Consider the following 23,938-nt stretch of genomic DNA (forward strand, 5'->3'; position numbering starts at 1 on the left):
GGCGACCGCCGGCCGGTTCATCACTCGAAGAGGAGTGTCATGAAGAAGTCCATGAAGTTCGGGATCGTGGCGGCCGTCGCCGCGATGGTGGCGGCACCGCTCGTGCCGTCCGCAGCCACCGCAGCACCAGCATCGGCCGCTGCCACCAAGTCCGGGCCGACGAGCATCGCCTACGTCGAGGTCAACAACGACCAGCTCGCGAACGTCGGCCGCTACACGCTGTCCGGCGGTGCGAACGCCTTCGACGTCGCGATCATCTTCGCGGCGAACATCAACTGGAACGGCTCCAAGGCTGTTCTGGTCAACAACGACAAGGTGCAGGCGACCCTCGACAACGCCGCGACGCAGATCAAGCCGCTGCAGGCGAAGGGCATCAAGGTGTCGCTGTCGGTCCTCGGCAACCACCAGGGTGCGGGCATCGCCAACTTCCCGACCCAGGCGGCCGCGTCGGACTTCGCGTCCCAGATCGCTGCCACCGTGTCGAAGTACGGACTCGACGGCGTCGACCTCGACGACGAGTACTCCGACTACGGCGCGAACGGCACCCCGCAGCCGAACCAACAGTCCATCGGCTGGCTCATCACCGCGTTGCGTGCCCAGATGCCCGGCAAGCTCATCTCGTTCTACGACATCGGCCCGGCCTCGTCTTCGCTGTCGTCGTCGAGCAGCACCATCGGCTCGAAGCTCGACTACGCCTGGAACCCCTACTACGGCACGTACTCGGCGCCGTCGATCCCGGGGCTCGGCAAGGACCGGTTGTCCGCGGCCGCGGTCGACATCCAGAACACCGCGCAGTCGACGGCGGTGTCGCTCGCTTCGCGCACGAAAGCGGACGGGTTCGGCGTCTTCATGACGTACAACCTGCCGGGAGGTGACAAGTCCGCCTACGTCTCCGCCCTGACGCAGAAGCTCTACGGGCAGGCCGCGACGTACCGCTGACGCGTTCGCGCTGACGGAAGCGGCCGGGGGCTCGGCCTGGTGCGAGGTTCCGCACTCGGTGCGAGCCCCCGGCCGTCGCACCGAGTGTGGAACCTCGCACCGAGTGTGGAACCTCGCACGGAGTTCGGCCGACCTCGCACCGTGCGAGGGGTGCGGCCGTACGATCGCCGCATGGAGCTCGAGTTCCGCGGCGAGGTCATCGAGTGGCGCGGCCCCTCGCCGTTCTTCTTCGCCGTCGTGTCGCCGGACGCCGCCGAGGTCATCGCCGACCTCGCGCCGATGCTCACCTACGGGTGGGGTGTGATCCCGGCCCGGGTGACGATCGGCGCCGTGACCTGGACGACCTCGTTGTTCCCGAAGGACGGCGGGTACCTCGTGCCGCTCCGGGCGGCCGAGCGCAAGCGCGCACACGTGGACCTCGGGGACACCCCGCAGATCACACTCGAACTCGGCGGCCCCTGACCACGCGCGGTGCGCGCGTGTTCGCTCCGTGCGAGGTTGATCACTCGGTGCGCCGGAACAACCTCGCACCGAGCGTGTAACCGCGCACCAGCTGAAGCAAGAGAGGGGATGACGGGAATCGAACCCGCGTGGCCAGTTTGGAAGACTGGGGCTCTACCATTGAGCTACATCCCCGCGCTGCGCACGTGCCGCAGCCCGACCATCCTAGCGGACGAACGAGTACCGACATGCCACCCCGTGTGATGCTCCCGCCGACCGACGTCGATGCACGGCGGATCAAGCGGTCGCGGGTGGTCTCGTACGCGCTGGTGGTCCTCGCCGCGATCGTGTTCTCGATGCGCCCGGAGCTGTTCGGCGATCCGCAGTCGCAGCCCGCGCACGCCCTGCTGCACGTGTGGCGGATCGTCGTCGGCGCGCTGCTCGTCGTGGCGGCGCTCGGGGTCCAGGTGGTGGTCGGAGTGCAGTGGCGACGAGGACTACGACGCGCCGCTGAACCCGATGACGTCCCTCCCGGGAACCGCGCACCGGGGGACCGCTAGACTCATCGGCGTCGCATGCGCCCTTCGGCGCGCGCGGACACCCTGGCCCAGTCAAACGGGGCGTAGCTCAGCTTGGTAGAGCGCCCGCTTTGGGAGCGGGAGGCCGCAGGTTCAACTCCTGTCGCCCCGACCAGGTCCTCGAGAACCATCGACCACACGAACGTCAACCAACAGGAGAACATCCCGTGGCCACCAGCACCGTCGACAAGGTGAGCGACACCCGCGTCAAGCTCACCGTGAACGTGACGCCGGAAGATCTCAAGCCGAGCATCGACCACGCGTACAAGCACATCGCCGAGCAGATCAACATCCCCGGCTTCCGCAAGGGCAAGGTCCCGCCGGCGATCGTCGACCAGCGCGTCGGCCGTGGCGAGGTCCTGAACCACGCCGTCGGTGACGCCATCGACAACTTCTACCGCCAGGCGGTCGAAGAGCAGGAGCTGCGCATCCTCGGCCGTGCCGAGGCCGACGTCGCCGAGCTGCCGAACCTCGCCGACTTCGCGGGCGACCTCGTCCTCACCTTCGAGGTCGACGTCCGTCCCGAGTTCGACCTGCCGGACTACTCCGCGTACGAGCTCACCGTCGACGCCGTCGAGGTGTCGGACGACGAGATCGAAGAGGAGCTGCAGAACCTGCGCACCCGCTTCGGCACGCTCGTGACCGTCGACCGTCCGGCGAAGACCGGCGACTTCGCGCAGATCGACCTGACCGCCAGCATCGGCGACGACGAGGTCGACTCGGCCACCGGCGTCTCCTACGAGATCGGCTCCGGCGACCTGCTCGAGGGCATCGACGAGGCGCTCGAGTCCCTGACCGCCGGTGAGTCGACGAACTTCGAGTCGAAGCTCGTCGGTGGCGACCGCGAGGGCGAGACCGCCCAGATCGCCGTCACCGTCACCGCCGTCAAGGAGCGCGAGCTTCCCGAGGCCGACGACGAGTTCGCCCAGATCGCCAGCCAGTTCGACACGATCGACGAGCTCAAGGCGGACCTGAAGGAGCAGATCGCGAAGTCCAAGACCTTCGGTCAGGGCGCCGCGGCTCGCGACAAGCTCGTCGAGAAGCTCATCGAGGACGTCGACATCCCGATCTCGGAGCAGCTCATCGAGGACGAGGTGCACCGTCACCTCGAGCAGGAGAACCGCCTCGAGGACGACGAGCACCGCAAGGAGGTCTCCGAGTCCAGCGAGAAGGCCTTCCGCTCGCAGATCCTCCTCGACTCCATCGCCGAGAAGGAGGAGATCCAGGTCTCCCAGGAGGAACTGACCCAGTACCTCATCCAGGCTGCTGCGCAGTACGGCATGGAGCCGGCCGAGTTCATCAAGGTCATCGACCAGAACGGCCAGATCCCCGGCATGGTCGGCGAGGTCGCCCGCTCGAAGGCGGTCGCGACCGTCCTGTCGAAGGTGACCGTCAAGGACACCAACGGCGACGCAGTCGACCTGTCCGCCTTCACGGCGGGCGTCGCGCAGGCCCCTGCTGAGGACGCCGAGTAACGAACTCGACGCCACCAGCGATACAGACGGGAGGCACGGTGCCAGCTGGCACCGTGCCTCCCGTCTCGTGTTTTCCGCACCACCGCATTGCTGTCGGCGAACACACGCGAAGTGGTGCGTTGCAACCGATAAGTTCGACAACAAGCGACAACTGAACGGGAGCTTTTCCATGGCCGAAGCAACACTGAACCCCAGTGTTTTTGACCGCCTTCTGAGAGACCGGATCGTGTGGCTCGGCTCCGAGGTCCGCGACGACAACTCGAACGAGATCGCAGCCAAGCTGCTGCTGCTCGCCGCCGAGGACCCTGAGAAGGACATCTACCTCTACATCAACTCGCCCGGTGGCTCGATCACCGCCGGCATGGCGATCTACGACACGATGCAGTTCGTCCCGAACGACATCGTCACCGTGGGCATCGGCCTGGCCGCGTCGATGGGACAGTTCCTGCTGTCCTCCGGCACGCCGGGCAAGCGCTACATCACGCCGAACGCCCGCGTCCTGCTGCACCAGCCGTCCGGCGGGTTCGGCGGCACCGCTGCCGACATCCAGACGCAGGCCAAGGTCATCCTCGACATGAAGCAGCGCATGGCGGAGCTCACGGCCGAGCAGACCGGCAAGTCGATCGAGCAGGTCCTCAAGGACAACGACCGCGACAACTGGTTCAGCGCGCAGGAAGCCCTCGAGTACGGCTTCGTCGACCATCTGCGTGCCTCGTCGGCCGAGGTCGTCGGCGGTGGTGGCACCGTCGGTGACGGCGCGACGCCGACCGCGGCTGCCGACCCCGACGCCCAGTCCTGACCCCCACCGAAGAAAAGGAAACGAGAATGCATCTCCCAATGCTCGGTGGCGCGCAGAACGTCCCGGCTCCCTCCGATCGGTACATCCTGCCGAGCTTCGAGGAGCGCACGGCCTACGGCTACAAGCGCCAGGACCCGTACGCGAAGCTCTTCGAGGACCGCATCGTGTTCCTCGGTGTCCAGGTCGACGACGCGTCGGCTGACGACGTCATGGCCCAGCTGCTCGTGCTCGAGTCGATGGACCCCGACCGCGACATCGTCATGTACATCAACTCGCCCGGTGGCTCGTTCACCGCGATGACGGCGATCTACGACACGATGCAGTACATCCGTCCGCAGATCCAGACGGTCTGCCTCGGTCAGGCCGCCTCGGCTGCGTCGGTGCTCCTCGCCGGTGGGACGCCGGGCAAGCGTCTGGCCCTGCCGAACGCCCGCGTGCTCATCCACCAGCCCGCTGTCCAGCAGGGTGGCGGCCAGGCGTCGGACATCGAGATCCAGGCGGCGGAGATCCTCCGCATGCGCACCTGGCTCGAGGAGACGCTGTCGAAGCACTCCAACAAGACGCCGGAGGAGATCAACCACGACATCGAGCGCGACAAGATCATGTCCGCGCAGGAAGCCGTGGAGTACGGCCTGATCGACCAGGTCCTCACCAGCCGCAAGAACCTGCCGGCGCTCGTCAAGTAGCACCGCAGGCCGCTTCGGCGCCGACGAAGGGCGGTCGAGGTTCCAAGATCTTGGAATCTCGACCGCCCTTTCGTCGTGCTGTGGAACCTCGGCGGACCTGAGCGGCGAGTCGTGGAACCTGGGCGCGTCGGCTCGCCAGCACACCGGCCTGGAGGCACGGCGCGGGTCCGCCCCGTCGGCTCAGTCCTCGATGTCGTCCGTCTCGGGCGCGGGGCGGCGCCGCAGGAGCAGCAGGACCGCGACGACCGCGGCGACGAGGACGACGCCTCCGGCGCCGATCCAGAGCGCGTCGGTCGTGGCCGAGTCGGTGTCACCCGAGGCGGTGCCGGTGGTGGCGGCCGCGGTGGAGTCGTCTCCCGCGGTGGCGCAGGTCGGCGGCGTGGTCGATCCCGGGGCCGCGGAGAAGCCGGACGGGGCCTTCCACGTGAAGGCGTACTCGTCGGAGACGGTGTGGCCGTCGGCGGAGACGATCTGCCACTCGACGGTGTACTTCCCCGAGTCGCCGAGTGCGGCGGGCGTGGTCATCGAGGGGCCGTCGATGTCGACGCAGCCGTCCTCGTAGTACTTCCCGTCCGGACCCACGACCCGGAAGGCGAAGCCCGAACCGGAGTCGCCGATGTCGAGCAGCTTGTCGTTCGTGGTGATCTCGAACGCCTTCGGCAGCGCGGTGAGCGTGCCGCCGACCTCCGGGGTGGACGCGATCAGGTAGTTGTGCGCGCTGGCGGGACCCGCGAGCCCGAGGACCGCACCGCCCGCGATCGCGACGGCTGCGGCGGACCCGGCCACGAGCCTCCAGGCAGAGGACCGCAGCCGAGCCCGACGCGAGCCGCGCTGCGTCACTTGGCGGAGCTCCGACGACGCGTGCCGGCGACGGCGACGACCAGGGCGACGGCGCCGAGCACCAGACCGCCCAGGCCGAGGAAGCGGCCGACCAGGTCGGGGTCCGCGGGGGTGGTCGAGCCGGCGGCGGCCTCGGCGGTCGGGGTGGTGGCGACCGGGTCACCGTCGTCGTCCGTGGCCTCGGCCGCGGTCAGCGTGATCGAGGGGGCCGGGTGCTCGGGCTCGGCCTCGCCGGCCTGCTGCTCCTGGTTCCACTCGACCGAGCCCTTCTCGCAGGTCTGGATCGCGGGGAACTCGACGAGGTCGCCGGCCTTGCCGTCCGGCAGCGAGAAGGAGAGGGCGAAGGTGTCGCGCTCGTCGGCGGGGAGCGGGGTCTTCGCGGTGTAGGTGATGCTCGTGACGCGCTCGGCGGCATCCTCGGCGTGCTCACCGTCGGCCGCGGCGGAAGGGCTCGTGTACGGCTCGGTCGCCTTCGTGATCTTCCAGTTCGGGTTCACGGTGGGGGTGACCTCGATGACGGACTCCGGCACCTGGAACTCGATCTTCGTGGTGGGGGAGCCGTCGCAGCCGTGCGGGACCGAGAAGGTCGCCGTGGTGTACGAGTTCGCGGCGGTCGAGGTGGCCGTCGCGGAGACGTGCGCGCTGGCTGCGCCGGCGGTGCCGAGGACGATGACGGCCACGGCGCCGAGGGTGACGGCGCCGCCGGCGGCGAGACGCTTCTGCATGGGGATCCTTCGATGGTCGGGACGGTGTTTCTACAACTTGTAGAGAAGACTGGATCACGGTAGCAGGCCCGAACGCCCTGGGCGAACGCGCGCGCGAAATCCCGCGGCGCCGCACGGTCGGTGTCACCGGTTGCGGTTAGGCTCGTGTCCACGACGAGGTGCCCACCAGCAGCGGTGCACCAGCGGCCGGTGCGAGTGCGCGGGCCGGCACGTCCAACCAGGGAGGCACGGCAATGGCACGCATCGGAGAGAGCGGGGACCTCCTCAAGTGCTCCTTCTGCGGCAAGAGCCAGAAGCAGGTCCAGCAGTTGATCGCCGGTCCGGGTGTCTACATCTGTGACGAGTGCGTCGAGCTGTGCAACGAGATCATCGAGGAGCGTCTGGCAGAAGCCGGCGAGGACACCTCGAGCGGTGACTTCGAACTGCCGAAGCCGCGCGAGATCTTCGACTTCCTGCAGGAGTACGTCATCGGGCAGGACCCGGCGAAGCGCGCCCTCGCCGTGGCCGTCTACAACCACTACAAGCGCATCCGTGCGCAGGGGCAGATCACCGCTGCTGAAGACCGCGACGACATCGAGATCGCGAAGTCGAACATCCTGCTCATCGGCCCGACCGGCTGCGGCAAGACCTACCTGGCGCAGACCCTGGCGAAGCGCCTCAACGTGCCGTTCGCCGTCGCCGACGCCACCGCCCTGACCGAGGCGGGCTACGTCGGCGAAGACGTCGAGAACATCCTGCTCAAGCTGATCCAGGCCGCCGACTACGACGTCAAGCGCGCCGAGACCGGCATCATCTACATCGACGAGGTCGATAAGATCGCCCGCAAGGCCGAGAACCCCTCGATCACGCGCGACGTCTCCGGCGAAGGCGTGCAGCAGGCACTGCTCAAGATCCTCGAGGGCACGGTCGCGTCGGTCCCGCCGCAGGGTGGTCGCAAGCACCCGCACCAGGAGTTCATCCAGATCGACACGACGAACGTCCTGTTCATCGTGGCCGGTGCGTTCGCCGGGCTCGAGGACATCGTGTCCTCGCGCGTCGGCAAGCGGGGGATCGGCTTCGGGGCGCCGCTGCACAGTGCGACCGACCACCAGGACCTGTACTCCGAGGTCCTGCCGGAAGACCTGCACAAGTTCGGTCTGATCCCCGAGTTCATCGGTCGTCTGCCCGTCGTCACCACGGTGTCGCAGCTCGACCAGGCCGCCCTCATGCAGATCCTGACCGAGCCGAAGAACGCGCTGATCAAGCAGTACCAGCGGATGTTCCAGATCGACGGCGTCGAGCTCGAGTTCGACCAGGGTGCGCTCGAGGCGATCGCCGACCTGGCCGTGCTGCGCCAGACCGGTGCCCGTGGCCTGCGCGCCATCCTCGAAGAGGTCCTCGGCCCGGTGATGTTCGACGTCCCGTCCGACGACGACGTCGCCCGCGTGGTGATCACCCGCGAGTCCGTGCTCGAGAACGCGGCGCCGACCATCGTGCCCCGGCCGCGGGCGAAGCGCGTCGAGAAGTCGGCGTAGCGCTCCGTTCGCTCCGAAGCCCCGCCACCGGATCGGTGCGGGGCTTCGTCGTGGTGTGGCGGTCGGCACGGCCCGCGGATCGACGTCTGGTTCCTCCCATGACGGCTGCGATGGAAGGTGAGATCGGGCGTACCTGGTCGGAAGTCCCGACCAGGTACGCCCGTTTCGACGCGGTACGCCCGGAAGCGCGCGGTCCCCGCGCGCCCTACTCGAGCCCGCGGCGACGCAGCAGCGGCCCGACCTCGGCGTCACGGCCGCGGAAGTCGCGGTAGGCCTCGAGCGGGTCCTTCGAGCCCCCGACGCCCAGCAGTCGTTCCGCGAAGCGTCGACCGGCCGCGCGGTCCAGCCCGCCGTTGTCACGGAACCACTCGACCGTGTCGGCGTCGAGCACCTCGGACCAGATGTAGCCGTAGTACCCGGCGTCGTACCCGCCTGAGAACGTGTGCGCGAAGTACGTCGACGAGTACCGCGGGGGCACGGCCTCGACCGCGATGCCGGCGGCCTCCAACGCCGAGCGCTCGAAGTCCTCGACGGACGTCACCGCGGCGGCCTCTGCTGCGGAGAGCCGGTGCCAGGCCTGGTCGAGGAGCGCCGCGGCCAGGTACTCGGTCGTGCCGAAGCCCTCGTTGAAGCCCTCGGACTCGCTCAGGCCCAGGACGAGCTCCGGTGGCAGCGGGGCACCGGTCTCGTGGTGCTTCGCGTAGTTCGCCAGGACCGACGGCCACGACACCCACATCTCGTTCACCTGGCTCGGGAACTCGACGAAGTCGCGCTCGACGTTCGTGCCGGAGAACCGGGGGTAGGTGGTGCGGGCGATCAGGCCGTGCAGTGCGTGGCCGAACTCGTGGAAGAGCGTCTCGACCTCGTCCTGGATGAGCAGCGTCGGCGACCCGGGCGCCGGCTTCGCGACGTTGAGGTTGTTCACCACGACGGGCAGCGTGCCGAGCAGCTCGGACTGCTCGACCACGGGGTTCATCCACGCGCCGCCGCGCTTGCCGTCGCGCGTGTACAGGTCGAGCAGGTAGAGCCCGACCGGTTCGTCGTCCTCGCCGGTGACCTCGAAGACACGGACCTCGTCGTTGTAGCCGTGCAGGTCCGGGCGCTCGGTGAAGGTCAGGCTGTAGAGGGCACCCGCGGCGTGGAAGACACCGTCGTGCAGGACCCGGTCGGCCTCGAAGTACGGTCGGAGTGCCGAGCTGTCCGCGGCGAACTGCTCGCCACGCAGGATCTCGGTGGCGTACGCCCAGTCCCACGACTCGATGTCGAACCCGACCGTGCGGGACCGGACGGCCCGCTCGTCGTCGGCGTTCCGTGCCGCAGCGCCGACGAGCGACGACAGCAGGCCGTCGACGGCCTCGGGCGTCTTCGCGGTCTCGTCGGCGGTGACGACCGCGGCGTGGTTCGAGAACCCGAGCAGTTCGGCGCGCTCGGCACGGAGCCGGACGATGCGCAGCAGGACCTCGCGGTTGTCGTACTGGTTGCCGCGGCGGCCGCGGGCGAGCGAGGCGCGCATGATCCGCTCGCGCAGGTCGCGGTTCGCGAGCGACGGCAGCCACGGGTGGCCGGTGTAGAGCGGCAGGGTGATGAGCCAGCCCTCGAGGCCACGGTCCGCAGCGGACCCGGCAGCGGCCGACTTCGCACCGTCGTCGAGCCCCTCGAGCTCGGCTTCGTCGGTCACGTGCACGGCGGAGTCGTTCGTGTCCTCGAGCAGGTTGCGCTCGAAGGTGGTCGTGAGCGTGGACAGCTCCTGGTTGATCGCGGTCAGGCGCTCCTTGCCGGCTTCGTCGAGCCCGGCGCCCGCCAGGGTCATCTCGGCGTGGGTGCGCTCGACCAGGCGGAGCGCTTCGCCCTCGAGCCCGGCGGCTGCGGCGCCGTCGAGCACGGACCGCACGCGGGCGTAGAGCCGGGAGTCCAGCGTGATCGCGTCGCGGTGGGCGGCGAGGAGCGGCGAGACCTCGGCCTCGAGGTCGTGCAGCTCCGGCGTCGAGTCCGCCGACGACAGCGTGAAGAACACGTGGCTGACACGGGTCAGCAGCTGCCCGGAGCGCTCGAGGGCGATGAGGGTGTTCTCGACCGTCGGTGCGTGCGGATCGGTGGCGATGGCCTCGACCTCGGCGCGCTGCTCGGCCATGCCGGCCTCGAAGGCCGGTCGGTAGTGCTCGAGTCGCACGTCGCCGAAGGGCGGCAGGGCGTAGGGGAGGGTGCTCGGGACGTCGAACGGGGTTGCCATCTCCCCACCCTATTCACGGGAGGCCCGTGGCGGCCCCGCCCCGCGCCTCCCCTCCGCCCTGTGGTCGCGACCACCGAAGGACGTTTCGCGCGTACCAGGTCGAAAGAAGCGTCCTGCTACGCGCAAAACGTCCTCCGACGCGCGAAACGTCCCTCAGTGGGTCGCGGCGTCGATCAGCGTCGACGCGGCGCGGCGGGCGTGCGCTGCAGGTTCCGTGGTGCCGGCGATGGCAGCAGTGGTCTGCGCGCCCTCGGCGAGCAGGGCGAGCTGTGCGGCGAGTTCCTCGGCACGGTCGGGATCGGTGACGACCTCGGCGGTGAGCTCCTGCACGAACCGTTGGAACGAGTCCTTGTGGTCGCGGGCGATCTCGGCGACCGCGGGCGAGGTCGCGCCGAGCTCCCCGAAGGCGTTGATGAACCCGCAGCCGCGGAAGGTGTCGTCGCCGAACCACGACTCGAGGAAGTCGTACACGGCGAGCAGCTTGTCGCGCGGGGCCGTGGCGGCCTCGACCGCACCGTGCACACCGCGCTCCCACAGGTCGTGGCGCCCGGACAGGACGGCCGCGATGAGCTGCTCCTTGCCGGGGAACGCCGCGTAGAGCTTCTTCAGCGAGACGCCTGCGCCGGTGCGGATCTCGTCCATGCCGACGGACTGGATGCCGCGCGCGTAGAACAGCTGGTCGGCGACGTCCACGATGTGTGCGCGGACGTCGGCGTCGACCGTGCTGATGGTGCTGGTTGCCATGACGTACCCCGTTCGCTGCGTGTTCACCGTTCCCGAGTTGCGCCGGGAACGATCGTTCTCTAGTGTAGGGCACATCGACGGAGAACGGACGTTCTCCGCGAGGCTCAGGGAAGGAAACGATCATGGGTGCCATCACCGTCGGAACCGAGAACAGCGTCGACATCGAACTCCACTACGAGGACAAGGGGACCGGACAGCCGATCGTGCTGATCCACGGCTTCCCCCTCGACGGCAACTCGTGGGAGGGCCAGACCCCGGCCCTGCTCGAGGCCGGCTACCGCGTGATCACGTACGACCGCCGCGGCTTCGGGCAGTCCTCGCAGCCGAGCACCGGCTACGACTACGACACCTTCGCCGACGACCTGCACACCGTCCTCGAGACCCTCGACCTGCGCGACGTGATCCTGGTCGGCTTCTCGATGGGCACCGGCGAGATCGCCCGCTACATCGGCCGCCACGGACAGGACCGGATCGCCAAGGTCGCGTTCCTCGCCTCGCTCGAGCCGTTCCTGGCCATCACCGACGACAACCCCGACGGCGCCGGCCCGATGTCGTTCTTCGAGGGCATCGCCGCCGACGTCGAGAAGGACCGGTACGCGTACTTCACGAACTTCTACCAGGACTTCTTCAACCTGTCGGAGAACCTCGGCTCGCGCATCTCGGAAGAGGCCGTCCGCAACGCCTGGAACATCGCCGCCGGCTCGGGTGCGATCGCGTCCGCCGCAGCACCGCTGACCTGGCCGACCGACTTCCGTCAGGACATCCCGAAGGTCACCGTCCCGGCGCTCATCGTGCACGGCACGGCGGACAACATCCTGCCGATCGACGCCACCGGTCGCCGCTTCACCAAGGCGCTGCCGGCCGCGAAGTACGTCGAGATCGAGGGCGCGCCGCACGGCCTGCTCACCACGCACACCGCCGAGGTGAACGAGGTCCTGCTCACCTGGCTCGCCGAGTAGGCGCGAGCGGCGGGCGTCTCGAAGCGCTCGCATCGTGAGCAGAAATGGTCGGGTTCCCACCGGGGACCCGACCATTTCTGCTCACCAAGCAACCTCGCCCCGCGTCAGTCCTCTTCCGCGGCGTCGTCGGGGTTCGTGACCTGCGCGTGCCCGGCATCGTCGAGGTGGATCGAGGTGCCGTCGTCGAGCTCGACGATCGGCTTGCCCTCCAAGAACGTGAGGGTCCAACCCCACGCACCGGTGTCGACCGACTCGGCCGCCAGTTCGTCCTCGACCCCGCGCACGGCGACGACCATCGCCTCGGGCAGTCGCGCAGGCGGCTCCCCACCCACGCTCCATCGTGTGCCCAACTGCATCCGTGCCTCCTGTCCGGTGGTGGACGGGCCGGGTTGCCGAGGCGACCCGGCCCGGACGACCGACGTTACGCCTGCTGTTCCGCCAGCTCGATCTCGGTGACGGCGAGCTCGTCGCCGTCGACGAACGACAGGTTCTCGATGCGGCCGACGGCCGCCAGGTCGACCGCCGCGCGCTCGATGAGCGCCCGCGTCTCGGCCGGCGCCGCGACGACGGCACGCGTGACGGGCGTCTTCTGGGACGCCTTCGCCGACGTCTTCGCCCCGCGGATCCCGATGAGCGCCTGTCCGACGGCCGCGAGCAGCCCGGTGGGGGCCGCGTCGGTGGGCAGGTCGGCAGCGGTCGGCCAGGAGGCCCGGTGCACGCTGGTCTCGTGGGTCCAGGCCCACACCTCTTCCGTCGCGTACGGGAGGAACGGCGCCAGCAGTCGGAGCAGCACGTCGATCGCGCCGCGCAGCGCCAGGACCGCGCTCGCCTGGGTCTCGTGCGTCGCGTCGGCCGCCGTGCCGTAGGCACGTTCCTTCACGAGCTCGAGGTAGTCGTCGCAGAAGGTCCAGAAGAACCGCTCCGTGATCTCGAGCGCGCGGGCGTGGTCGAAGCCGTCGAACGCGGCGGTGGCCTGCTCGACGACCGCACCGAGCTCGGCGAGCATGTCGACATCGAGTGCCTCGGTCACGCTCGTGGCGCCCTCTGGAAGCGGGAAACCGTAGACGAACTTGGCGGCGTTCAGGACCTTGATCGCCAGACGGCGGCCGACCTTGATCTGCTTCGGGTTCTGCGGGTCGAAGGCCGCATCGGTGCCGAGCTTGGACGAGGCCGCCCAGTAGCGGACCGCGTCGGCGCCGTGCTGCTCGAGGATCGACAGCGGCGTGACGACGTTGCCCTTCGACTTCGACATCTTCTTGCGGTCGGGGTCGACGATGAAGCCCGAGATGCTGGCGTGCTTCCACGGCACGGTGTCCGCTTCGAGCTGGCTCCGGAGCACCGTCGTGAAGAGCCACGTGCGGATGATGTCCTGCGCCTGCGGGCGGACGTCGTACGGGTACACCAGGTCGTACAGCGCCGGGTCGGTCTCCCACTTGCCCGCGAGCTGCGGGGTGAGCGACGAGGTGGCCCAGGTGTCCATGACGTCGAGCTCGCCCTGGAACCCGCCGGCGACGCCGCGCTGGTCCTCGGAGTAGCCGGGTGCCGGGTCGGACGACGGGTCGACGGGCAGCTGCGCCTCGGTCGGGACGATCGGCTGGTCGAACACCGGGTTGCCATCGGCGTCGAGCGGGTACCAGACCGGGATCGGCACGCCGAAGAACCGCTGGCGCGAGATGAGCCAGTCGCCGGACAGGCCACCGACCCAGTTGTCGTAGCGGACGCGCATGAAGTCGGGGTGGAACGCGATCTCCTCGCCGCGGGCGCGGAGCGTCGTCTTCAGGGCTTCGTCGCGGGCACCGTTGACGATGTACCACTGGCGGGTCGAGACGATCTCGAGGGGCTTGTCGCCCTTCTCGAAGAACTTCACCGGGTGGTTGATCGTCTTGACGTCGCCGACGAGCTCGCCGGACTCGGTCAGGGCGTCCACGACGACCTTCTTGGCCGAGAACACGGTCTTGCCGGCCATCTCGGCGTAGAGCGCCTTGCCGGTCGCCGACTCGATCCACGCGGGCTCGTCGGAGCGCACGCGGCCGTCGAAGCCGAGGATCGCGCGGTTCGGCAGCTGCAGCTCGCGCCACCACACCACGTCGGTGGTGTCGCCGAAGGTGCAGACCATCGCGATGCCGGCGCCCTTGTCCTTCTGCGCCAGGTGGTGTGCGAGCACCGGGACCTCGACGTCGAAGAGGGGGGAGCGGACCGTGGTGCCGAACAGGTCCTGGAACCGCTCGTCGTCCGGGTGCGCGACGAGGGCGACGCACGCCGGCAGTAGCTCGGGACGGGTCGTCTGGATCACGACGTCGTCGCCGCCGTCGGTGCGGTGGAAGGCGATGCCGTGGTACGCGCCGGGCATCTCCTTGTCCTCGAGCTCGGCCTGCGCGACCGCGGTACGGAACGTGACGTCCCACAGGGTCGGGGCGTCGGCCTGGTAGGCCTCGCCGCGCTCGAGGTTGCGGAGGAAGGCACGCTGGGCGCTGGCCCGCGAGGTGTCGTCGATGGTGCGGTACGACTGGGTCCAGTCCACGGACAGGCCGAGGGTGCGGAAGAGCTCCTCGAACTGCTGCTCGTCCTGCACCGTGAGCTGGTCGCACAGCGCGATGAAGTTGCGGCGCGAGATCGGCAGCTGGTCGGCGGCCTTCGACGACTTGCCGTCGCCGCCCTCGAACGGCGGCGTGAAGTCGGGGTCGTAGGGGAGCGTCGGGTCGCAGCGGACGCCGTAGTAGTTCTGCACGCGGCGCTCGGTCGGCAGGCCGTTGTCGTCCCAGCCCATCGGGTAGAAGACGTGCTTGCCCCGCATGCGCTCGAACCGCGCCTTGAGGTCGGTGTGCGTGTACGAGAAGACGTGCCCGATGTGCAGCGACCCGGAGGCGGTCGGCGGCGGGGTGTCGATCGAGTAGACGGCGTCGCGGTGGCCGGCGGCGTCACGGTCGAAGCGGTAGGTGCCGTCCTGCTCCCAGACCGGCCCCCAGACCTGCTCGAGTCCGTCGACGCTGGGCTTCTCGGGCATGGGCTTGGTCATGGCTGCGCCTTCCGTGCGTGTGTGCGGCACCGAGTCCGTGATGAGGTGCCTGAGTGTCCCCGCTCGATGCGAGGTGCCCCAATCGTAGCGGGCAGGACCGACGCGGCTCACGACTGCCGGGAGCGGCGATTACCACACCGACCTGTCGGACACGCCGGAGACCTGGTAGTCTGTCGGAGTTTGTCCGGCGAGCGCGGGTTCGCAGGAACTGCACCGTTGCCGTCCGCCGGACGCCCGAAGGACGCACCGCACACCGGAGGAACGACTTGGCACCGAACGACGCACCCCACCCGCACGGCGATCGGCCGTTGCCGCACGGCGACCGACCGCTGCGCTCGAAGGGCGCTGCGAAGCGCGCTCGGCGCAAGCTGACGAAGGACGACGTCACCGTCGTCGAGGAGTCGCTGCTCAAGCGCGCCGTGGCAGCTGCCGCCCTCGGCAACGCGATGGAGTGGTTCGACTTCGGCATCTTCGCGTACCTGACCGTCACGATCTCGCAGGTCTTCCTGCCGCAGGGCGACCCGGCCGCGAACATCGTCGCGACCTTCGGGTTCTTCGCCGCGGCGTTCATCGTCCGACCGATCGGTGGCGCCGTCTTCGGTCCGATCGGCGACCGGATCGGCCGGCAGAAGGTCCTCGCGCTGACGATGATCCTGATGGCCGCCGGCACGCTGATGATCGGCCTGATCCCGTCGTACGACTCGATCGGCTTCTGGGCCCCGGTCCTGCTGCTCGTGGCCCGCTTCGTGCAGGGCTTCTCGACCGGCGGTGAGTACGGCGGCGCCGCGACCTTCATCGCCGAGTACTCGCCCGACAAGCGCCGTGGGTTCATGGGCTCGTGGCTCGAGTTCGGCACCCTGGCCGGCTACGTGCTCGGCGCGTCGATCGTCACCGGCCTGCAGTTCGGCCTGTCCGAGGACGCCCTGCTCAGCTGGGGCTGGCGCATCCCCTTCATCATCGCGGGCCCGCTCGGCCTGATCGGGCTGTACCTGCGCCTCAAGCTCGAGGAGACCCCGGCCTTCCAGAAGCAGCAGGAGCAGGCCGCCGAGCGCGAGGGGCAGAAGACCCCGTTCCTCAAGCTCTTCGCCGAGAACTGGCGCGCGCTCATCATCTGCATCGGCCTGGTCCTGGTCTTCAACGTGACCGACTACATGCTGCTGTCGTACATGCCGACCTACCTCGAGCAGAACCTCGGCCAGAACGCCACGTTCGGCCTCATCCTGATCGTCGTCGTGATGCTGCTCATGATGGTCGTCATCACGTTCGGTGGCCGGCTGTCCGACAAGTTCGGTCGTCGCCCGGTGCTCGCCGCCGGCTGCATCGGCTTCATCCTGCTGTCCTGGCCGGCCCTCAAGCTCGTCCAGACCGGCACGGGCGTCGGGGTCTTCTCCGGCCTGCTCATCCTCGGTGTCGTGCTCGTCACGTTCACCTCGACCATGCCGTCGACGCTGCCCGCGCTGTTCCCGACGATCATCCGCTACGGCGCCCTCGCGATCGCGTTCAACGTCTCGGTGTCGCTGTTCGGTGGGACCACCCCGCTCGCGACCTCGGCGCTCATCAACGCTGCGAAGGACGCCGGCTACGGCTGGGCCGAGGACATCCCGGCCTTCTACCTGATGCTGGCCGCCGTCATCGGGCTCGTCGCGGTGTACTTCACCAAGGAGACCGCATCCACTCCGCTCATGGGCTCCGGCCCGACGGTCGGTTCCGAGGACGAGGTCGCCGGCGTGATCGACGACTACAACGACCCGAACTCGGAGTTCGCGCAGTCCGACTGGGCGAAGGAGTTCGCGACGAGTGAGATCCCGATCATCTCGGGTGACACGCAGAAGAAGGAGTCCGCGGACTCCTGACCCCGGTCAGACCCGGCCAGGAGGCCCGGTGCACGTCCGCCACGGACGCGCGCCGGGCCTCCGGTCACGTCCAGGGCACGTGGCCCCCGGCCACGAGACTCGGCGTCAGCGACCGGCCTCGCGGCCTGCGGCCCGAGGCTGGTCGCCCTGCGCGAGACTCGGGCCGGCGGCGAGCCGCTCGGCGGCCTGCAGCAGGTGCGCGGTCACGGGGTGCGCCGGGCGCGCGAACACCGTCGCGGCGGGGCCGTGCTCGACGACCGCGCCCCGGTGCACGACGAGCACGTCGTCGGCCATCCGGCGCACGGCCCGCAGGTCGTGGGAGACGAACACCATCGCCACGCCGGTGTCGTCGCGGAGCCGCTCGAGCAGGGTCAGCACGGCGTCCTGCACGGTGGCGTCGAGGGCGGTGACCGGCTCGTCGAGGACGATCACCTCGGGGTCGGTGGCCAACGCCCGGGCGATCGCCAGGCGTTGTCGTTGCCCGCCGGAGAGCGTCAGCGGCGACCGCGGCCGGAGCGCCGGGTCGAGGTCCACCTGTCGCAGGGCTGCGTCCACCCGGGCGGCGAGGGAGCCACGGGCGCGGCGGTCGTCGCCCCGCGAGAACGCGTCGGCGAGGACCCGCTCGACCGACCACCGCTCGTCGAACGTGGCGCCGGGGTCCTGCACGACGGCCGCGACGCGGTGGCGTCGGGGTCGTCGGTCGTGTTCGGGGAGTGGTACCCACGGCGCTCCGTCGAGCGAGACCGTGCCGGCGTCGGGCGTCTCGAGCCCGAGGAGCATCCGCGCCAGGGTGGTCTTGCCCGACCCCGAGGTGCCGATCACCCCGAGCACCCGCCCAGGGTCGAGCCCGAACGACACGTCGTCGACGGCGCGGACGCCCTCGTAGTCGCGCGCGAGGCCCGCGGCGACGAGCACGCCCCTCGCACCGTGCGAGGTTGCGCGCTGGGTGCCGCGGTCGCCGATCGGCGCACGGTGCGTGGACGTGCGCTCGGTGCGGGGTTGCCCGCTCGGTGCGTCGCCAGAGGCCTGCACGGAGCCATCAACCTCGCACCGGTCGACCAGATCGGCACCGTGCGCAGCACGCACCAGGGCCTGCGTCGCGGCGTGCTGCGGATCCTGCAACACCGAGGCGACCGGGCCCTGCTCGACGATCCGGCCCTCGTGCATGACGGCCACCCGGTCGGCCCACCCCGCGACGAGCCCGAGGTCGTGCGTGATCACGAGCAGCCCCGCCCCACGCCGCTGTGCCGCCCGCAACTGCTCCATCACGGTGACCGCGACCCCGGCGTCCAGTGCGGTCGTGGGCTCGTCGGCGACCACGAGCTCCGGCGACCCGATGGTGGCCGCGGCGATGAGGGCCCGTTGCCGCATCCCGCCCGACAGCGTGCCGGCGAGGCGGCCGTCGGTCGCGATGTCCGGGTCGAGGCCCACTGCGCGCAGGGCATCGCGCACGGCGTCCACGCGCTCGGCCGCACCCATCTCGGTGTGCAGACGGAGGCTGTCGGCGACCTCGCGCCCGACGGGACGCAGCGGGTCCAACGCGCCCAGGGCCTCCTGGCCGACGTAGCCGACCCGCGACCCGCGTACCTGGCGCCACCGACGATCGGAGAAGGCGCGGACGTCGAGGCCGGCGACGGTGAAGGCGTCGGCGCGGACGGCGGAGCCGGGTGCAGACAGGCCGAGCGCGGCGCGGGCGGTGACGGTCTTGCCGGAGCCGGACGCGCCGACCAGGGCGACGCACTCGCCCGCGTCGACCCGCAGGACGACGTCGTGCACGATCGGCGTGCCCGCGATGGCGACGTGCAGCGCCTGGACCTCGAGGACGGTGGTCATCGGACGACTCCTGTTCGGCGGATCGCGCGACCGAGCACGGTGACGGCGGTCGCGAGCACCACGATGGCGAGCCCGGGGAAGGTGCTCATCCACGGTGCGGTCTGCAGGTAGGTCCGGCCGTCGGCGAGCATCGCGCCCCACTCCGGAGCCGGAGGTGGTGTGCCGACGCCGAGGTAGCTCAGCGCCGAGGCCCAGACGATCGCCTGGCCGACGCCGAGCGTCGCGACCGCCACGACGGGCCAGAGTGCGGTGGGCAGGACGTGCCGGACCACGATGCGGATCGGGGAGCGGCCGAGCAGCACGGCGGTCTCGACGACCTGCGACGACCGAGCGGCACGCACCAGACCACGGACGATGCGGGCGTAGCCCGGGGCGGTGGCGAAGCCGACGGCGAGCACGGCGGGGACCGGGCCGGGGCCGGTGACGGCGATGACCACCAGGGCGACGAGCAGCAGCGGCAGGGCGAAGGCGACCTCGGTGACGCGGCCGATCACGGCGTCGAGCAGCCGGCCGACACGCCCGGCGCCGGCGCCCAGTCCCGCGACGACCCCGAGCACGACGCCGGTGCCGCCGCCGATCAGGGTCGCGGCCACACCGACCACGAGCGAGGCCCGCGTGCCGGCGACGACCCGCGACAGGACGTCGCGTCCGGATTCATCGGTGCCGAAGGGGTGCGCGCCGCTCGGTGCGAGGAGCGCCTCGGACGGGTGCACGGCGAGCGGGTCCGCGCCGCCGAGCAGCGCCGGCCAGACGGCCGCCACGACGGCGAGCAGGACCACGGCACCCGCGACGGCGCCGGGGACGCCGAGGCCACGTCGCCGGCGACGTGCTGCTGCCGGTCGTCCGTCGACCGGTTCACCGGCCAGGAGGCTCGGCTCGGCGATGCCGCTCACCGCGCCGCCGCCTCGGGGCCGGGTCCACGGCGTCGCGCGGCTCGCGGGGTGCGGGGGCGCGGGGCGCCGGGGCGCGGGGTGCCGGTGCGCGGGCCTCCGCTGCGCGGGGTGCCGGTGCGCGGGCCTCCGCTGCGCGGGTCGACCACACGTTCGACGAGGTCGGCAACCGCGAGCACCACGACGTAGGCGGTGGCGGACACCAGCGCGATGCCGGCGACGAGCGGCATGTCCCGCTGCGTCACCGCGGTCACCAGGGCGCGACCGATGCCGGGCAGCGCGAACACGGACTCGACGACGACGGCGCCGGACACGAGGGACCCGAAGGCCCAAGCGGACAGGGCGATCCCGGGCAGCGCCGCGTGGCGGAGCAGGTGCCGGGCGAACAGCCCGAGGCGGGTCTCACCACGGCCCCGCGCGGCGAGGGCGAAGGCGGACCGTTGCGCGTCGACGACCCCGTCGCGCACGGTCTCGGCCAGGTACCCGGCGACCGGGACGGCCACCGTCAGCACCGGGAGCACCCAGCCGCGCACGGTTCCGTCGCTGACCGCGGGCACCCAACCGAGGGCGCTCGCGAACACCACGATGAGCACGCTGCCGAGCCAGAAGTGCGGCATCACGCTCGCGGTGACGCTCAGCGCGCTCGTCAGCCCGGCTGCGAACCGACCGCGCTGCGTCGACCACCAGGCCGCGACGATCGCCAGGACCCAGGCGACGACGAGGCCGGCCACCGCCAGGGTGAGCGTGACGGGCAGCTGCTGGCCGAGCAGCGTCGCGACCGGGGTGCGGAAGGCGTACGAGTCACCGAGCTGCAGGGTGGCGAGGCGTCCGAGGAACACCGCGTACTGCACGAGCACCGGCTGGTCGAGGCCGTACTCGTGCCGGACCTGGGCGACGGCCTCGGCGGAGGCCTGCGAGCCCGGACCACCGAGGATCGCGAGTGCGGGGTCGCCGGGGATGAGCCGGATCGCGACGAACACGATCGTCGCGACGGCCCAGAGCACGCCGATCCCGCCCGCGAGCCGTCGGACGGCCCACCACACCCAGGGCATCCGCGTCAGCGGTCGATCCAGGCCGTGCCGAACCAGGGCGTGGACACCGAGGTCGTCTGGATGCCGTGCACGGCCGAGCGCACCAGGAAGTGGTTCTGCTGGTCGTAGAGGGGCAGCACGGTGTTGCTCGCCAGGATCGTCTTCTGCGCCTGCTCGTACAGGTCGGCGCGCTCGTCGGCGTCCGAGGTGCGGGCCGCCTGCTCGAGCAGGGTGTCGAGCGCGGGGTCGTCGAGCTGCGCGAGGTTCGCGAAGTACCCGGACGGCGCCGGCTCGATGCTCGCGCTGTCGTACAGGATCCGCAGGACGTCGGGGCCGACCTTCGTGTACGGGGCGCTGACGACGTCGTACTCGTTCGCCGCGAGGGCCGCGTACCAGCTGGACAGGTCGAGTTCGTCGAGCACGACCTTGAACCCGACGGCCTTCTCGGACGCCTGGATCTGCTGGAACAGGCTGCGCTCGGCCGGCACCGACTGGTTCGTCGACACCGGGAACGTCACGGTGAGCTGCTGGCCGTCCTTGACGCGGATGCCGTCCGACCCGACCTTCCAGCCGGCGTCGTCGAGCAGCTGCTTCGCCTTCGTCGGTGAGTAGTCGAACCGGCTCTTCTCCGAGTACGCCAGCGGCTCGGCACTCGAGAGCACGGAGTACGAGCGCTTCGCGGTGCCGAGGAACAGCGACTGCAGGCCGGGGTCGATCTCGGCACCCGCGATGAACGCCTGCCGCACGGCCTCGTCACGGAACACGCCGTGGCCGGAGTTCAGCTCGAGGCGGTTCGAGGCACCGGGGCGCGGGGCGTCGAGGTCGCGGATGGCGCCCTTCGCCGACGCTGCCTTGAGCTGGTCGGGCTGCGCGTTGTCGATGACGTCGACCTGGCCGGACTGCAGCGCCGCGTAGCGCGACGTCGAGTCGGGCAGGAACCGCCACGTGATGCCGGACAGGCGCGGCTTCGTCTTCCCCCAGTAGTCGCTGTTCTTCGTCAGGGTGACGCGGTCGCCGTGCTTCCATCCGGCGACCTCGAACGGGCCGGTTCCGACGGGCGACTCGCAGTTCGTCGCCTGCTCGCGTTCGAGCGCCTTCGGGGACTCCATGCCGACCCACGGCTGCGAGAAGGACTCGAGCAGCGCGCTGTCCGGACGGCTCAGGGTGAGCGTCACGGTGTGGTCGTCGGTGGCCGTCGCCTTCGTGATGGACTGCAGCGCGAGGTAGCCGGTGCTCGACGCGGTGGCCGGGTCCTGCACGTGCTCGATGTTCGCCACGACGGCGGCGGCGTCGAACGGGGTGCCGTCGGTGAAGGTGACGTCGTCGCGCAGCGTGAAGGTGAGGGTCTTGCCGTCGTCGCTCGTGGTCCACTTCGTCGCGAGCTCGGGGGTCGGCTCGCCGTCCTCGAGCCCGACGAGCTCCTCGATGTACTGCGTCGCCAGGAGCGCCTGCGGGTAGTTGCCGCCGACGTGCGGGTCGAGGCAGGTGGGCTCGGCGTCGCCGGAGGCGTACGTCAGGGTCCCGCCGGTGACCGGCTTGCTGTTCGTGGTACTGGTCCCCGCACCGCTGCAGCCCGCGAGGACGAGGACGACGGCGGTGGCGCTCGCGACGGCGGCGACGGTTTTCTGTACTGAGTCCAAGATCATGGCTGGACGAGTCTAGCGGTTTACTGGGGCCCATGGACGAACCGATCCGCCGCGGTGGCCGGCCCCGACGCTCGAGCGCCGAGGTCCTCGCGGACGCCGCTGCCGAGCTGTTCCTCGAGCAGGGGTACGCACGCACCACGGTCGACCAGATCGCCGTGCGCGCGGGGGTCAGTCGCGCGACGTTCTTCAACTACTTCACGGCGAAGTCGGACGTGATGTGGCTCGAGCTCGACGCCGCGGTCGCGGGGCTGCCCGGGTACCTGGCGGCCTCGACCGAACCCAGTGCGGTGCGTGCGGTGGAGCAGGCCCTGCTCGCCGCGGCCCGGGCCCACGACCCCGAGCGGGTGCCGTGGGCGGTCGCGCAGGCCGAGGTGATGGGCATCGGCTCCGAGCTCGTCGCCGGGGTCGCCGTCCGGGTGATGGCGCAGCACGGGGCCGTCGCGGCCTTCGTGGCCGGGCGCACGGGGGACCAGCCGGGGGCGCTCTGGCCGCAGACGGTCTCTGGCGCTGTGCTCGGGGCGGCGGCGGCGGCGTTCGGGGTGTGGGTCGCCGACGGGGTGGCTCGTCGGCCGCTCGTCGAGTACGTCGCGGCGGCGCTGACCCCGGTGGTCGCCGGCCTCGACGCCCGCTGACGCCGTCGTCTCGCGCGCGCGACCTCCGTCAGTCGGTGCGCAGCGTCCCGGCGCCGCCGGCGGCCACGTCCGAGGCTGTCCCGTCGCGCACGACCTCGGGCACCTCGTCGCTCGTCGGCCGCAGCGAGGCGTCGCCCGGGTAGCTCAGCGTCAGCACGGCCTCCTCGATGTAGGGGCTGTCCTCGAGCGACTTCTCGACGTCGCGCAACCGCACCGCGACGTGCTCCTCGTTCTCGTTGCCCGTCAGGTCGACGGCCGCGACGAGGTACACCCGCGACGGTCCGACGAACTCCAGGTGCAGGTAGGTGACACGTTCGATCTGCGAGCGGCCGAGCAGCTCGACGAGCACGGCGTTCTCGAGCTCGGGCGACGTGCTCTCGCCGAGCAGGAAGCGGCGGTTGCGGTCGATGAGGATGATCGCCACGACCCCGAGCAGCACGCCGATCGCGATGGAACCGATCGCGTCGAAGATCGCCAGGCCGGTGATCTGGTGCAGGAACACCCCGAGGAAGGCGACGACGAGGCCGATGAGCGCAGCGGCGTCCTCGGCGAACACGGCCCGCAGCGTCGGGTTCGAGGACTGCAGCACGTGGCGCAGCACCGGCACCTTGCGCTTCGTCGCCGCTCCGTGCGCCTGGCGGTAGGCCTGCAGGAAGCTCGTGCCCTCGAGGCAGAACGACAGCGCGAGCACGATGTAGTTGAGCAGGACGTCCTCGGCCGGACCCGTCTCGCCGAGCTCGGAGATGCCGTGGTAGATCGACACGATGGCGCCGGCGGTGAACAGCCCGAACGCGGCGAACATCGACCAGATGTAGGTCTCGCGGCCGTACCCGAGCGGGTGTGCGGTGTCACGCTTCCGCGCGCCCCGTCGTTCGGCGACGAGCAGGAAGATCTCGTTCCCGGTGTCCGCCCACGAGTGCGCTGCCTCGGCCACCATCGAGGCCGAACCCGAGATGAGCGATGCGATGGTCTTCGCGATCGCGACGAGCAGGTTCGCGCCGAAGGCGATGATGACGGTGAGGGAGGACTCCGGGCGTTCGCCGGAGGCAGAGTCGTCGGGCATCCCTCCAGCATGCTCCCGTCCGCTAAACTCGTGTCACACGAGCG

General features: G+C 70.3%; 21 protein-coding genes and 2 tRNA genes. 11 read left to right on the forward strand and 12 right to left on the reverse strand.

The window, feature by feature from the left end; all coding sequences use genetic code 11:
- Positions 1-39: 39 nt before the first annotated feature.
- Entirely contained in the window at positions 40-939 is a 900-nt protein-coding gene (locus EDF40_RS17435; protein ID WP_123341095.1) for an endo-beta-N-acetylglucosaminidase H, read from the forward strand.
- 171 nt (positions 940-1,110) lie between these two features.
- Positions 1,111-1,401 carry a DUF1905 domain-containing protein gene (locus tag EDF40_RS17440; RefSeq protein WP_123341094.1) on the forward strand — a complete coding sequence of 97 codons (291 nt, stop codon included), beginning with the start codon at positions 1,111-1,113 and terminating at the stop codon, positions 1,399-1,401.
- Between the two features lie 103 nt (positions 1,402-1,504).
- On the opposite strand, the gene EDF40_RS17445 is transcribed toward EDF40_RS17440, so the two are convergent.
- Positions 1,505-1,575 (reverse strand) — tRNA-Gly (locus tag EDF40_RS17445).
- Between the two features lie 53 nt (positions 1,576-1,628).
- On the opposite strand from EDF40_RS17445, the gene EDF40_RS17450 reads away from it, so the two are divergent.
- The 5 genes from EDF40_RS17450 (at position 1,629) to EDF40_RS17470 (ending at position 4,918) form a co-directional block, all read left to right on the forward strand.
- On the forward strand, positions 1,629-1,940 hold the full coding sequence (locus tag EDF40_RS17450) for a hypothetical protein (RefSeq protein ID WP_148053906.1): 312 nt from the start codon (positions 1,629-1,631) through the stop codon (positions 1,938-1,940).
- Between the two features lie 56 nt (positions 1,941-1,996).
- Positions 1,997-2,073 (forward strand) — tRNA-Pro (locus tag EDF40_RS17455).
- 52 nt (positions 2,074-2,125) lie between these two features.
- On the forward strand, positions 2,126-3,433 hold the full coding sequence (gene tig / locus EDF40_RS17460; protein ID WP_185003198.1) for a trigger factor: 1,308 nt from the start codon (positions 2,126-2,128) through the stop codon (positions 3,431-3,433).
- 169 nt (positions 3,434-3,602) lie between these two features.
- Positions 3,603-4,232 carry an ATP-dependent Clp protease proteolytic subunit gene (locus EDF40_RS17465; RefSeq protein WP_111084515.1) on the forward strand — a complete coding sequence of 210 codons (630 nt, stop codon included), beginning with the start codon at positions 3,603-3,605 and terminating at the stop codon, positions 4,230-4,232.
- 26 nt (positions 4,233-4,258) lie between these two features.
- Positions 4,259-4,918, forward strand: a complete 660-nt coding sequence (locus EDF40_RS17470; RefSeq protein WP_111084516.1) for an ATP-dependent Clp protease proteolytic subunit — start codon at positions 4,259-4,261, stop codon at positions 4,916-4,918.
- A 180-nt stretch (positions 4,919-5,098) separates the two neighbouring features.
- Here EDF40_RS17470 and EDF40_RS17475 read toward each other — a convergent pair whose 3' ends face one another.
- Together EDF40_RS17475 and EDF40_RS17480 are read right to left on the reverse strand one after the other, a co-directional pair.
- Complete coding sequence (locus EDF40_RS17475; protein ID WP_185003200.1) at positions 5,099-5,704, reverse strand: copper resistance CopC family protein; 606 nt, start codon at positions 5,702-5,704, stop codon at positions 5,099-5,101.
- 50 nt (positions 5,705-5,754) lie between these two features.
- The gene (locus tag EDF40_RS17480; RefSeq protein WP_123341090.1) at positions 5,755-6,483 is read right to left on the reverse strand and encodes a YcnI family protein; all 729 of its coding nucleotides are present in this window, start codon (positions 6,481-6,483) and stop codon (positions 5,755-5,757) included.
- Positions 6,484-6,716: 233 nt separating this feature from the next.
- Between EDF40_RS17480 and clpX the strand changes: the two genes are divergently transcribed.
- On the forward strand, positions 6,717-7,997 hold the full coding sequence (gene clpX / locus EDF40_RS17485) for an ATP-dependent Clp protease ATP-binding subunit ClpX (protein ID WP_111084519.1): 1,281 nt from the start codon (positions 6,717-6,719) through the stop codon (positions 7,995-7,997).
- A 205-nt stretch (positions 7,998-8,202) separates the two neighbouring features.
- Here clpX and EDF40_RS17490 read toward each other — a convergent pair whose 3' ends face one another.
- Positions 8,203-10,227, reverse strand: coding sequence for a M3 family metallopeptidase (locus EDF40_RS17490; RefSeq protein ID WP_123341089.1), 2,025 nt, complete (start codon positions 10,225-10,227; stop codon positions 8,203-8,205).
- Between the two features lie 153 nt (positions 10,228-10,380).
- The gene (locus EDF40_RS17495) at positions 10,381-10,971 is read right to left on the reverse strand and encodes a TetR/AcrR family transcriptional regulator (RefSeq protein WP_123341152.1); all 591 of its coding nucleotides are present in this window, start codon (positions 10,969-10,971) and stop codon (positions 10,381-10,383) included.
- Positions 10,972-11,093: 122 nt separating this feature from the next.
- On the opposite strand from EDF40_RS17495, the gene EDF40_RS17500 reads away from it, so the two are divergent.
- On the forward strand, positions 11,094-11,930 hold the full coding sequence (locus EDF40_RS17500; RefSeq protein ID WP_123341088.1) for an alpha/beta fold hydrolase: 837 nt from the start codon (positions 11,094-11,096) through the stop codon (positions 11,928-11,930).
- A 104-nt stretch (positions 11,931-12,034) separates the two neighbouring features.
- Here the strand turns inward: EDF40_RS17500 and EDF40_RS17505 are convergent, their stop codons facing one another.
- The gene (locus EDF40_RS17505; protein ID WP_123341087.1) at positions 12,035-12,286 is read right to left on the reverse strand and encodes a hypothetical protein; all 252 of its coding nucleotides are present in this window, start codon (positions 12,284-12,286) and stop codon (positions 12,035-12,037) included.
- 65 nt (positions 12,287-12,351) lie between these two features.
- Complete coding sequence (gene valS, locus EDF40_RS17510; RefSeq protein ID WP_260213542.1) at positions 12,352-14,946, reverse strand: valine--tRNA ligase; 2,595 nt, start codon at positions 14,944-14,946, stop codon at positions 12,352-12,354.
- A 266-nt stretch (positions 14,947-15,212) separates the two neighbouring features.
- Between valS and proP the strand changes: the two genes are divergently transcribed.
- Entirely contained in the window at positions 15,213-16,799 is a 1,587-nt protein-coding gene (proP, locus tag EDF40_RS17515; protein ID WP_260213541.1) for a glycine betaine/L-proline transporter ProP, read from the forward strand.
- A 105-nt stretch (positions 16,800-16,904) separates the two neighbouring features.
- Here proP and EDF40_RS17520 read toward each other — a convergent pair whose 3' ends face one another.
- Genes EDF40_RS17520 through EDF40_RS17535 form a run of 4 tightly spaced genes read right to left on the reverse strand, consistent with a single transcriptional unit; the run spans position 16,905 to position 22,199 of the window.
- Complete coding sequence (locus EDF40_RS17520) at positions 16,905-18,632, reverse strand: ABC transporter ATP-binding protein (RefSeq protein ID WP_123341086.1); 1,728 nt, start codon at positions 18,630-18,632, stop codon at positions 16,905-16,907.
- Positions 18,629-19,525, reverse strand: a complete 897-nt coding sequence (locus tag EDF40_RS17525) for an ABC transporter permease (protein WP_260213540.1) — start codon at positions 19,523-19,525, stop codon at positions 18,629-18,631. Before EDF40_RS17525 ends, EDF40_RS17520 begins: the two co-directional genes overlap by 4 nt.
- Positions 19,522-20,574, reverse strand: a complete 1,053-nt coding sequence (locus EDF40_RS17530) for an ABC transporter permease (RefSeq protein WP_260213539.1) — start codon at positions 20,572-20,574, stop codon at positions 19,522-19,524. Before EDF40_RS17530 ends, EDF40_RS17525 begins: the two co-directional genes overlap by 4 nt.
- A gap of 5 nt (positions 20,575-20,579) precedes the next feature.
- The gene (locus tag EDF40_RS17535; protein ID WP_123341085.1) at positions 20,580-22,199 is read right to left on the reverse strand and encodes an ABC transporter substrate-binding protein; all 1,620 of its coding nucleotides are present in this window, start codon (positions 22,197-22,199) and stop codon (positions 20,580-20,582) included.
- A gap of 32 nt (positions 22,200-22,231) precedes the next feature.
- Here EDF40_RS17535 and EDF40_RS17540 point away from each other — a divergent pair, with 32 nt between their 5' ends.
- On the forward strand, positions 22,232-22,831 hold the full coding sequence (locus EDF40_RS17540) for a TetR/AcrR family transcriptional regulator (protein WP_123341084.1): 600 nt from the start codon (positions 22,232-22,234) through the stop codon (positions 22,829-22,831).
- Between the two features lie 28 nt (positions 22,832-22,859).
- On the opposite strand, the gene EDF40_RS17545 is transcribed toward EDF40_RS17540, so the two are convergent.
- The gene (locus EDF40_RS17545) at positions 22,860-23,894 is read right to left on the reverse strand and encodes a cation diffusion facilitator family transporter (protein ID WP_111084526.1); all 1,035 of its coding nucleotides are present in this window, start codon (positions 23,892-23,894) and stop codon (positions 22,860-22,862) included.
- Positions 23,895-23,938: the final 44 nt, after the last annotated feature.

Source organism: Curtobacterium sp. PhB170 (assembly GCF_003752345.1).
Lineage (GTDB): Bacteria > Actinomycetota > Actinomycetes > Actinomycetales > Microbacteriaceae > Curtobacterium.